13 protein-coding genes are annotated in these 11,553 nt (G+C 42.2%); 4 read left to right on the forward strand and 9 right to left on the reverse strand.

The window, feature by feature from the left end:
- Positions 1-117 precede the first annotated feature (117 nt).
- Entirely contained in the window at positions 118-381 is a 264-nt protein-coding gene (locus ACU0NF_RS11065; protein WP_445661155.1) for a hypothetical protein, read from the forward strand.
- Between the two features lie 115 nt (positions 382-496).
- Here ACU0NF_RS11065 and ACU0NF_RS11070 read toward each other — a convergent pair whose 3' ends face one another.
- The 7 genes from ACU0NF_RS11070 to glnK form a co-directional block, all read right to left on the reverse strand.
- On the reverse strand, positions 497-1,042 hold the full coding sequence (locus ACU0NF_RS11070) for a VTT domain-containing protein (RefSeq protein ID WP_445661156.1): 546 nt from the start codon (positions 1,040-1,042) through the stop codon (positions 497-499).
- Between the two features lie 111 nt (positions 1,043-1,153).
- Positions 1,154-1,813 carry a riboflavin synthase gene (locus ACU0NF_RS11075; protein WP_131267977.1) on the reverse strand — a complete coding sequence of 220 codons (660 nt, stop codon included), beginning with the start codon at positions 1,811-1,813 and terminating at the stop codon, positions 1,154-1,156.
- Positions 1,814-1,840: 27 nt separating this feature from the next.
- Positions 1,841-3,133, reverse strand: a complete 1,293-nt coding sequence (locus ACU0NF_RS11080; protein ID WP_171543964.1) for a DNA adenine methylase — start codon at positions 3,131-3,133, stop codon at positions 1,841-1,843.
- Complete coding sequence (gene ribD / locus ACU0NF_RS11085; protein WP_445661157.1) at positions 3,130-4,233, reverse strand: bifunctional diaminohydroxyphosphoribosylaminopyrimidine deaminase/5-amino-6-(5-phosphoribosylamino)uracil reductase RibD; 1,104 nt, start codon at positions 4,231-4,233, stop codon at positions 3,130-3,132. Before ribD ends, ACU0NF_RS11080 begins: the two co-directional genes overlap by 4 nt.
- A 12-nt stretch (positions 4,234-4,245) precedes the next feature.
- Positions 4,246-4,704, reverse strand: coding sequence for a transcriptional regulator NrdR (gene nrdR, locus ACU0NF_RS11090; protein WP_067722460.1), 459 nt, complete (start codon positions 4,702-4,704; stop codon positions 4,246-4,248).
- 138 nt (positions 4,705-4,842) lie between these two features.
- Positions 4,843-6,246 (reverse strand): ammonium transporter, encoded by a 1,404-nt coding sequence (locus ACU0NF_RS11095; RefSeq protein ID WP_445661158.1) that lies wholly within the window; start codon positions 6,244-6,246, stop codon positions 4,843-4,845.
- Positions 6,247-6,306: 60 nt separating this feature from the next.
- Complete coding sequence (glnK, locus tag ACU0NF_RS11100) at positions 6,307-6,645, reverse strand: P-II family nitrogen regulator (RefSeq protein WP_067722465.1); 339 nt, start codon at positions 6,643-6,645, stop codon at positions 6,307-6,309.
- Positions 6,646-6,924: 279 nt separating this feature from the next.
- On the opposite strand from glnK, the gene ACU0NF_RS11105 reads away from it, so the two are divergent.
- The 3 genes from ACU0NF_RS11105 (at position 6,925) to ACU0NF_RS11115 (ending at position 9,223) form a co-directional block, all read left to right on the forward strand.
- Positions 6,925-7,152 (forward strand): accessory factor UbiK family protein, encoded by a 228-nt coding sequence (locus ACU0NF_RS11105; protein ID WP_131267982.1) that lies wholly within the window; start codon positions 6,925-6,927, stop codon positions 7,150-7,152.
- 67 nt (positions 7,153-7,219) lie between these two features.
- Positions 7,220-8,707 (forward strand): YifB family Mg chelatase-like AAA ATPase, encoded by a 1,488-nt coding sequence (locus tag ACU0NF_RS11110; protein ID WP_445661159.1) that lies wholly within the window; start codon positions 7,220-7,222, stop codon positions 8,705-8,707.
- A gap of 6 nt (positions 8,708-8,713) precedes the next feature.
- Entirely contained in the window at positions 8,714-9,223 is a 510-nt protein-coding gene (locus ACU0NF_RS11115; protein ID WP_445661160.1) for a GNAT family N-acetyltransferase, read from the forward strand.
- 60 nt (positions 9,224-9,283) lie between these two features.
- Here ACU0NF_RS11115 and ACU0NF_RS11120 read toward each other — a convergent pair whose 3' ends face one another.
- Together ACU0NF_RS11120 and ACU0NF_RS11125 are read right to left on the reverse strand one after the other, a co-directional pair.
- Positions 9,284-10,024, reverse strand: coding sequence for a TorF family putative porin (locus ACU0NF_RS11120; RefSeq protein WP_445661161.1), 741 nt, complete (start codon positions 10,022-10,024; stop codon positions 9,284-9,286).
- Positions 10,025-10,404: 380 nt separating this feature from the next.
- Positions 10,405-11,175 (reverse strand): TorF family putative porin, encoded by a 771-nt coding sequence (locus tag ACU0NF_RS11125; protein ID WP_445661162.1) that lies wholly within the window; start codon positions 11,173-11,175, stop codon positions 10,405-10,407.
- Positions 11,176-11,553 lie beyond the last annotated feature (378 nt).

Raw genomic sequence — 11,553 nt, forward strand, 5'->3', positions numbered from 1 at the left:
ACACAACGTTTAAATCAGCGCCCAAGAAAAAGACTCGGCTTTAAAAGTCCGAGTCAGGTATTATGGCAACAACATGGCGTTGCACTTCAACTGCTAATCTAAGATCTATTTAAAAACATGACTATTGAAATGCTTAAACATCATCTTATTCAGGAAGAAAAAATGGATATCTTGAACCAAATTTCCACTCAAATTGCGGCACTGGATTCGGGTGAAAAATGGAGTGTATCTGCTCAAGATTTATGGATTAGCCATGCCGACTTCCACTCAGTTTCAATTTATATTTCCCGAGAAGCGGAAAAAGGACAATTTTCTGTTTCTACTCCAGTGACATTAAGCTCTTGGGTTGCAAGTACATCTGTCACGATTACCAAACACTGAAATAGATCAATCAAAACAGTCCACTTTGGTGGGCTATTGTTATTTTAATCAATATAATAAATTTAATTTTTTATTCAATTCAAGTAAATTTAAATACGACCTAAATCATTAAAAACTAAATTAAATCTACGGCAAGTCCCAGCATATTGCCTACGCCATAGCCCATAGCCAATAACAAGCTAATCCAGATCAGCCCGCCGACGACGTTATAAAGCATAAAACTGAAAATATTCATGTGCCCCGCCCCTGCAGCAAAAGGTGCAAATGAACGGACAAACGGCACAAAGCGTGCAACCAGAATGGTTTTTCCACCATGTTTGGTAAAATAATGATTGGTTTTAACAATATATGTAGGTTTCAAAAACCGTGAATGTTCATGAAAGAATTTAAATCCCAACACCTGACCAGTATAATAATTGACGATATAGCCCAATACAGAGGCACTAAAAAGTAATAGCCCCATATAGTGTAAATGGATCACATCGGTGGTTGAGCACAGTGCACCAATGGCAATCAGCAAGCTGTCCCCAGGCAAGAAGAACATGAACACCGAACCGGTTTCTGCCAAAATAATTAGAAATAAAATGGCGTAAATCCACAGACCATAGTTGTCCAGTAAAGTCGGTAACCATTGTTCAATATGCATTAAAAAATCAAGCATTTGCACCTACCCACTTGCACTTTATTATTTGCATAAATTACTAAAAACCATAAATAAAAATAAAAAAACAGTCTGGTTTTTCAACCAGACTGTTTTCTATTCTATGGATTTTTACTTCAAGAAGCCATTTTCTGCAAGAAATGCCATACTTAATTTTGATTGTTCTTTCACTTCAGCCGCCTTATCACCCAGCATTAAACGCTCGATATAACGTGCTAGAACATCGACTTCCAAATTCACTTTAGCACCAGTTTTCCATGTGCCAATATTGGTTCTTTCCGCAGTATGTGGAATCAAATTCAGGCTAATTATATTGCCGCGCAGGTGGTTAATGGTCAGGCTAATCCCATCCACAGTCACCGAACCTTTTTCAGCCAAATATTTTGCAATCTCAGCAGGTGCAGTCACTTCATAATAAATGGAGCGGGCATCTTCACGCACCACGGTAATTTCACCCACAGCATCGACATGACCGCTGACGATATGACCGCCAAAACGTGTGGTTGGTAACATGGCTTTTTCCACGTTCACACGCTGACCCACTTTCCAGCTGCCCAAGGTGGTGCGGTTTAAACTTTCACGCGACACATCGGCTGCATACCAGTTTTCGCCCCATTCAATCACTGTGAGGCAAATCCCGTTGGTGGCAATCGAATCGCCTAAATGAACATCTGACATGTCGAGACTGGTGCCAATACGCAAACGGACATCACCGCCCACGCTTTGTAAACTTTCCACTTTGCCTAGACTTTCAATAATGCCTGTAAACATAACTTGTTCTCTATTTATATCTTTATTTTACCACAAGGCCAGTTGTGTACTCACGCCCGTGGTATCAACACCACCCAGTTCAGCAAAATGATATAACTGACCCAATAATTGGCGCAGTGGCGGACCAGATTTGGCATGGGTATCGGTAATCACAATAAACTCTAATACACGTGCGCGTTCTGACTGGCGTTGCTTGCTGACCCGGTAACGGGGCACATCTTGCGTGAGCAAAGTCACACGGCCACGTTTTAAATTTGCCTGCAGCAAATCACCGGCTTCAATATTACCATCGGTAGAATAGCTGGTCAGAATATAACGCGCATTAATTGTCGCAACCAATTTCTCATAAGCTTCTTTGGCATGTTTGGATGAGTTGTACTGACTTGGACGCTCTTTACGCCATGCACGGTCAATCCCGCTCTTGTAGCCTTTGGTATCTGGAGTTGGTAAATCAGCCTGATCCCACAAGGTTAAGGCATTCAGTACGTGATAGTTACTACCATAGGCATGCTGGTTATACGGTGGATCAAGATAAGCCACATCCACTTCAAAGCTGCTCATTTGATTGGCAAGATGCTGAGCATCGACACACCACATTTCTGCTGCTGGTTTTTTCGGTTCGCCAATGGCACAGAAACGACTCGGTGTCAGCCAGAGTAATGATTCAATCCGTTCCAAGGCCGTTTGGGTTTTACCGCCCCAGCCATGATGGAAGCTTTTGAAGACGCCACTGGTATTACTGACAAAACTTGCGGAATAAAGCAACGGCGCCAGCAAAGCACTCATCTCGACATCATCAATGGCGCCTTGCGCCTGCCAAGCGGCAATTTGCTGACGGATTGCATCGATACGCATGCCGTTACGGCGTTTGAAGAACAGGCGATCGCGGGTCGGATCATAAATTTCATCATTACGAGGACACAGGTTATGCGTCACCCAGCCTTTGACTTCCGGCAAACGGTTTAAATAATCAATGGCTTTTTGATAACCACCCAACTCTTTAAAAGCCGGTGCTTCTGTGCAGGATAAAATCGCACTATTTAAAGCATGGCTATACGGTTCCCAGTCATTGGCAATGACACGATAACCATTCTGCCGCGCCAGACGTGAAACCACGCCGGAACCTGCAAAAAAGTCAGCGAAAATCGGGGCACGGCCATTTTTGCTATTTAATGTGCCCGTGCTCTCAAGTGCTTCCAAAATCAGATGAAGTAAACGACGCTTATTGCCTAAATACGGAACAAGCTGATTGAAAAGATATTCGTCTGTGGTACGTGCTGAATGACGACGTTTATGATAAACCGAAGACTCTGAATTCATACTGTCTCTTGAGAAGGGATTAACCTTAAGCGCACATCATCCCCCAATTGGGTGACGTCCATGAGCTTAAATCGAAGTTGCTCTGCCATACGGCTAAATTCCGCACTAAACATTGCGCGTGCTGCTTGACCTAAAAATGTCGGTGCAACATAGCTGATCATTTCATCGACTAACTGTTGTTGTAAAAAGGCAGTCGATAATGTTGCCCCCGCTTCCACCAGCACATCGTAAATTTGATGTTGCGTAGATAGGGTCTGTAGCAAGTCTTTTAAAGGCTGTACGGCAAATTGTAGCACGCCTAAATCAGCAAGTTCCTGACGGAATGGTCCCATGACCATGACCGTATCGGCTTGCTGGAGTATTTTTGCATGAAGCGGTAAACGTCCCTGACGATCCAGTACCAGACGTTTCGGCTGAACAATGCGGGTGATATCTTCAATGCCATTGAGCTGACGCACATTAAGCTGACAGTCGTCTGCAAGTACCGTTTCAATCCCGGTAATCACCACACCAGAAATGGCACGCCAATGCTGCACATCCTGACGGGCTTCAGGTCCGGTAATCCATTTCGATTCCCCAGATGCCATGGCTGTACGGCCATCCAGGCTTGAGGCAATTTTTAAACGCACGTAAGGCATGCCGGTTGCCATAGCTTTAAGAAAACCAAGATTGAGCTTTTCTGCTTCTTGTTCACAAATACCCACTTCAACTTCAATGCCGGCATCTTTTAGAATTTGTACACCCTTGCCTGCCACTAATGGGTTTGGATCGGGACAAGCGACAATGACTTTAGCTAGCCCTGCTTCCACCAGACCTTTGGCACAAGGCGGCGTACGACCATAATGCGCACAAGGTTCTAAAGTCACATAAGCGGTTGCGCCTTGGGCAAGATCACTGGCCTGACGCATGGCAAAGACTTCCGCATGCGGTTGTCCAGCTTGAGGATGAAAGCCTTCGCCAACTAACTGGCCATCTTTAACGATGATACAGCCGACATTGGGATTGGGTTTGGTGGAGTATTGTCCAAGTTGCGCTAATTCAATCGCACGTTGCATCCACAGCTGATCTTGCTGAATGGGATCTTGGCTTAACTTAGACATCTTCAAACTCTTTTAGTGTTCACGGTGTTGCATTTGTTCAATTTGACGACGAAAAGCTTCTACATCCTGGAAATCTTGATACACCGAGGCAAAACGCACATAAGCCACATGATCGAGGGCAAACAAAGATTGCATGACAATTTCACCAATCATGCGTGATTTTACATCACGCTCACCCAGGCGACGAATTTGTAATTGGATATCGCTCAGGACAGTTTCAATCTGTTCTTGTGTGACCGGTCTTTTTTGTAAAGCATGCATCAATGAACGGCGCATTTTCGCTTCATCAAAAGGTTCGCTCTTGCCGTCAGATTTAATCACCCGTGGCATCACCACTTCATAAGTTTCAAAGGTGGTAAATCGTTCTCCGCAGCTGATACATTCACGACGTCGACGAATTTGACAGCCTTCAGCAGCCAAGCGCGAATCGATAACTTTACTATCTGCGGCGTTGCAAAATGGACAATGCATAGCGGTTTAATTGAACAAATCAAATCGGATTTAGAGTGTAGCAAAAATTCTGCGTTTTGTAGAGGCTTACGCAAGATATGGAAAAAAAACAGCCCTTATGGGCTGTTTTACACAATATATTGATTATCGGTTTTTTTATTATTCTACACGTTCACCATGTTGACTTAAGTCTAGACCCATACGTTCGTCATCCGCTTCAACACGAATGCCAATCACCAGGTCAATCAGTTTAAGAATGATGAAAGTCAGTACTGCAGAGTAAGCGATCGTTGCAAGTACACCTTCAATTTGCACCCATAATTGATGCATCATATCTGTAGGGACCTTATCACCCATGATGAATTCACTTGCAAACACTGCGGTTAAGATTGCACCGACAATACCACCGACACCATGCAGACCAAAAGCATCTAAAGAGTCATCGGCTTTAAGTGCACGTTTAAGCGCAGTAATACCCCAGAAGCACACGACACCGCCAATCAAGCCCATCGCCATTGCACCGCCTACAGTCACGAAGCCAGCTGCAGGGGTAATCACGACTAGACCCGCAACCGCACCAGATGCGCCGCCCAGTACAGAGGCTTTACCACGAACCACTTTTTCAGTAATTAACCAGGCAATTGCTGCGGCCGCCGCTGCAACTTGAGTAACCACCAATGCATAACCAGCAGAACCGTTGGCACCGAGTGCAGAACCACCGTTGAAACCGAACCAGCCCACCCAGATCAGGCTGGCACCAATCACGGTTAAAGCCAGGTTATGTGGCGCCATTGATTCACGGCCCAAACCCATACGTTTGCCAAGCATGTATGCAGCAACCAGACCTGCGACACCCGAGTTAATGTGAACGACCGTACCACCAGCAAAATCCAGCGCACCGTCGTTACCTAACCAGCCGCCACCCCATACCCAGTGGGTAATTGGCGCGTAAACCACAATGCTCCAAATGGTAATGAATGCTACGAAAGCGCTGAATTTCATACGTTCTGCAATCGAACCGGTAATGATGGCTACGGTAATGATGGCGAAAGTCATTTGGAAAATAACAAACAGAATTTCAGGAATTGTTCCGGTTAAGGCATCTGTGGTAATGCCGGACAACATGACTTTATCCAAGCCACCAATGAACGCATTCCCTTCACCAAAAGCAAGGGTATAACCGATCACTACCCAGGTAATACTAACGATTGCCGCTGCAACAAAGCTATGTGCCATTGTGCCGAGGACATTTTTCTTGCGAACCATACCACCGTAGAACAGTGCCAAGCCTGGAATGGTCATCAGCAAAACCAGTGCTGTAGACACTAAAATCCATGCAGTATCACCTGTATCTAATTTTACTTCTTCTTCGACAGGTGCGGCTGTTGCTTCAGCTGGAGCAGGTGCTGCAGCCAATTCAGAATTTGTTAACGATGTATCAGCAGTTTCAACCACTGTGACATCTTCAGAAGCAGTGGATGTTGTTACGGCTTCTTCAGCCCATGCAACAGAACCACCTAAAAGTGCGCCAGACAAACTCAGCGCAATGAGCATTTTTTTCATTCGTATCCCCCAACCTAGTATTTTTTGAGTTATTAGGTACTCAGCAAACTTCGTGCCAAATTAGACAGCGTCTGCACCTGTTTCACCGGTACGAATACGGATGACTTGTTCTAAATTAGTCACGAAAATTTTACCGTCACCAATTTTTCCTGTGCTTGCAACACGGGTAATCGATTCAATTACTGAATCCACCATGTCATCGCTAATTGCGATTTCAATTTTTACTTTAGGCAAGAAATCAACGACATATTCAGCGCCACGATAAAGTTCAGTATGACCTTTTTGACGACCAAAGCCTTTGACTTCAGTTACGGTGATCCCTTGAACACCAATGTCAGAGAGTGCTTCACGCACGTCATCTAATTTAAAGGGTTTTACAATTGCAGTTACGAGCTTCATGTTTGTTTTCCTTCGGCTTCTTTCACCAGTAAGGTTTTATGTTCAAATTTCGTGCCAAAATTTCTAAGGTTGGGGGAAAATAGAGAGTTTCGACACGAGTTTTCTTTATAACCTATTTTATACTTTTAAACGTAGTCCATTCTTTAAAAAAGAGACATTTTTACTATAAAATTTACGATTTTACTCATCGAACAAAACTATATCTGATCGATGGGGGCTATGGTGCAGGTTTGAGCAATGCTACACTGCTCCTACTTCTGCACCCTTAGGGAATCCACAATGATCGAAACTTTATTACAAGCAATCATGGAACAAATAGACCAGCCCAAAAAAGATATTGAACATAATTTGCGTGCCTTACTCAATGAAGCTGTTTCCAAGATGGATCTGGTTTCAAAAGATGAAATTGAACGTCAACGTACTGCGCTAAATAATGCCAATTTACGCTTGAATGAACTGCTTAAACAAGTTGAAGCATTAGAAATTAAAATTAAGAACAATAAATAAGCACTTTTTTGGTGCACTAAAAGACACAAAACGAATAAAAATAACGCACTATAACGGAACAACAATAATGTCTTTTGCTAAAATTTACACTCGAGGTCTGCTTGGACTTCATGCGCCTCTAATTGAGGTGGAAGTTCATGTCAGTCAGGGCCTGCCCTCTTTAACCATTGTCGGGCTGCCTGAAGCGGCGGTTCGTGAAAGTAAAGACCGTGTCCGCTCGGCCATTATCAATAGTGGTTTTCAATTCCCGACTAAACGTCTCACCATCAATCTAGCTCCGGCAGATTTGCCCAAAGATGGCTCACGTCTCGATTTACCGATTGCGTTAGGGATTCTTATTGCATCTGGACAAATACCTGAAAATGTTACAGATAATCTGGAGTTTATAGGTGAACTGGCTTTGGATGGGCAACTTCGTCCCATCACCGGTATTTTGAGTATTGCGATTGCTTGCCAGCAGTTAGGGCATCAACTGATTTTGCCGGAACAGAATGCCGAGCAAGCTTCACAACTGCCTAATTTTGAAGTGTTTGCAGCCAAGCATTTAAAAGATGTCTGTGATCATCTTTCTCATCAGCACCCGATTCAGCAATATCAAGCCAGTCACTCTGCTGCACCCGATCAGTACAAATTCGATTTGGCCGACGTCAAAGGTCAACTGCGTCCACGCCGTGCTTTGGAAATTGCTGCAGCAGGCGGGCATTCATTATTGTTTAAGGGTCCGCCGGGTACAGGAAAAACACTACTCGCATCACGACTTGCCAGTATTTTGCCGCCTTTAGATGCACAGGAAAATCTGCAAGTCGCCAGCATTTATTCGGTTTCAAATACCTCGCATCCCTTTGGACAGCGCCCTTTTCGTGCACCACATCATACTGCTTCAGCGGTCGCTTTAGTTGGCGGCGGTTCTCATCCGAAACCCGGTGAAATCACTTTGGCCCATTTAGGGGTTTTATTTTTAGATGAACTGCCCGAATTCGATCGCAAAGTATTAGAAGTTTTAAGGCAGCCGCTGGAATCTAAAGAAATTGTGATTTCTCGCGCTTCACGGCAAATTACCTTCCCTGCAAACTTTCAGCTGATTGCCGCAATGAATCCCTGCCCCTGCGGTTATGCTTTTAATCAGGATATTCGTTGCCAATGTTCTGCGGATGCAATTAAGCGTTATCAGAATCGTATTTCAGGTCCACTACTCGATCGTATTGATCTGCATCTGGATGTACCGCCATTACAAGCGCATGAATTGCAAGATACAACGCCGGTCGAAAACTCACAGACGGTGCGTGAGCGCGTGATTCAGGCCTACAATCTACAAATACAACGACAGCAATGTCTGAATCACGCTTTAAGCCCTAAACAGCTTGAGCAATTTGCACCACTGGATACGCAGGCACAGAAAATCATGGAAATGGCACAGCAGCGCCTAAACCTGTCTGCCCGCGCCTACCACCGGGTATTACGTGTCGCGCGAAGTATTGCAGACCTATCCCAACATTCGGAAATTCAAAGCCAGCATTTAACCGAAGCATTGTCTTATCGGGCACAACAGGGCTAATTTAAGATGCATAACTTAGTTATCCGTAGCGAAAATATTGCTGATCACAAGGCAATTAGCCATGTGATTGAACAGGCATTTAAGAATCAGCAATATTCAAGTCATACCGAGCAGTTTATTGTGGCTGCCTTGAGAAAGGCGAATGCACTGACTCTTTCTTTGGTGGCTGTTTTAAATCAGCACATTGTGGGACATATTGCTATTTCGCCTATCCAGATTTCTTCAGGTATACAAGGTTGGTATGGTTTGGGGCCGGTTGCAGTTTTACCTGAATGGCAACTGCAAGGAATCGGTTCAGCACTGATTCAATCCGCATTAAGTCAATTAAAAACGATGGGTGCAAAAGGTTGTGTCGTTTTAGGTGATCCGAATTTTTATGCTGGATTTGCTTTTAAAGCAGTGCCTGAACTCATTTTAGAAAATGTACCTGCTGAATATTTTCAGGCTTTATCTTTTGATGGAGAATTTCCCCAGGGAACAGTGACTTATCATGAGGCTTTTAATGCGACTTCGTAGCATTATGTCCAAATAAAAAGGCGACTCTAATGAGTCGCCTTTTTATGAGATTAATTTAAATTAAAATTCGTATTTTATGCCCAATACTACTTTATTTTTTAAATCTGTTTCATCACGCAATTTGCCACCAATTATATAATCCATAGAAACTGATGCACCTGTATCACCCAATGGATGGCTTAAGCCTGCGGTCAAATGACGGAAATTGAAATCTTCTGTGGTACCTAAAGCTTCTTCAAAATCACCGCTATCAGAATAGTAATAAGCGCCTAACGAAGTATTTAACGTAAAATCTTTTGGTAAAGGATAACTATAGCTCGCTAAGAAGTAAGTATCGCCAGCATTACCCCAGATCACATCATCAGTTAGAGTCTGAGCAGTGAAACTAAAATCTTTATAATTTAAGCCTAATAAAGTTTCAAATACATTGGAGTCATCTGAAGGATAATACACATAATATGTACCACCGATGGTGTAACCTAAATCTTCAGTGATCGAACCATTAAAGCCTGCATAAAAATCATGTTCAAAACTTTGTTCACCAGATTCTGCATAAGTTACATCTAATGTAGAACCCCAATATCCTGCATAAAAACCTGAAGAATGACTGTAATCTAAACCGCCTTGAACCGCTGCTCCCGAGTTTTCTAAGCCTGCAGTATTACCACGTAGTACATATTGAGACACCACACCAATGTTACCCGAAATGGTGTGTTCCGATGCGGGTGCCTCTTCTGCAAAAGTGAATGTAGATGCTGCGCCTAATATAGCCAGAGATAATGCTTTTAAAGTTAATTTCATTGTTTGATTCCCCCACATCGTGCTACGACGGTTTTTTTGGTTATTTCGATAAACTCAATGAGGTAATAGCAATTGCTATGCCAATAGAAAAATCAAACATCCGGAATCGCTCAATATTTAAAATTAAAACACCCTATTCTTTTGTTTTTATTATATTTTAATTCTTTAAAATAAATTTATCTAAAATAGATTTTATTCAATACTATTGCGAGTTCGTTTAGTATTAAAGCTCAATTCAACTTTAGAGCAAGATTCATATTTACTTACATCATGCTTCTTTTTAAGGCTATTTTTTAATCATATTATTTCTTTATGCTCAAAAAAAGTGCACAAACTTAAAGCAATTTATGCACTTTAAAATGATTTTCGTATTTAAAAGCTTAGAAATTGAAATTCAAACCGAATACAACCTGATCATCAAAATCTGTATTGAAGCGATCCTTTCCACCGACCACATAATCTAAAGATGCTGTAGCATGTGTATTTGCAATTTCTTTACTCACACCCATCCGCGCTTCATTAAAGGCAACATCATTTTTAGTTTCTATAATGCTGTCATCACGGCTGCTGTTATAGATGGATGCGCCAACTGATGTATTCAACATAAAGTTTTGCGGCAAAGCATAACTATAGGCTGCACTTAAATACGCATCTCCCGCGTTAGCAAAAGAAGCATCTGTAAGCATGACGGATGCAGCTAAAGTTAAGTCTTTATAAGCCAATTCACCTAATACATCGAATGCTGTGGTTTTACGTTTATCGCCATTGTCCGCATAAACTGTACCTCCATTCTGGTAGTAATAAGCCGCTCCTTGAACTTTATAGCGCCAGTTTTGATTAATTTGATTGCTGTAAGCCAGATAAAAATCATGTTCAAAACCCTGATCTTTACTCTCATCAGACAGGTCATAATCGAGGGTTGAGCCCCAATATCCTACGCTAACACCGTTTTGAAATGCATAATCAAGACCTGCCTGTAGCGCAACATCATCATTTTCCACCCCACCCCGGTAAATATATTTATTCACCACGGCAAAATTGCCTGTTAATTCTCCCCCTTTTGCTGAAGTTGTATTTTCTTCTGCAAATGCAGGCACTGTACTGATGAAAAACAATAAAGATAACGCAATTTTATGGGAAGTTATATGCATTCCTACCTCTGAGAGAATCCGGTCAAGATTCTTTACCGACGACAAATTTAGCTGCGGATTCTAAAGCTTTTTTATAATATTTGTTCAAAATTATGAGATAAAATTATCTTGTTTTTAATTGAGTTTTAGCTAAGTAACAACGTTTAACAGGGTAGTGAGATCTATTTTTTACTGCCTAAAATTATATGACATTTACATTAAATATAAGGATGAGTTAAATATTTTAAAGAATTGTTCATATTGAATAAAAAATCTGTCATCAATACGCTTAACTCTATTCATAATTCTTATTAGACCAAAGTATTAAGAGATAAAATTCGATAAAGCAGAAACAAAAATCAGAATGCTGTTGATTTACTCGTAATAAAAAATTACATA

It is taken from the genome of Acinetobacter sp. F16 (assembly GCF_052712855.1).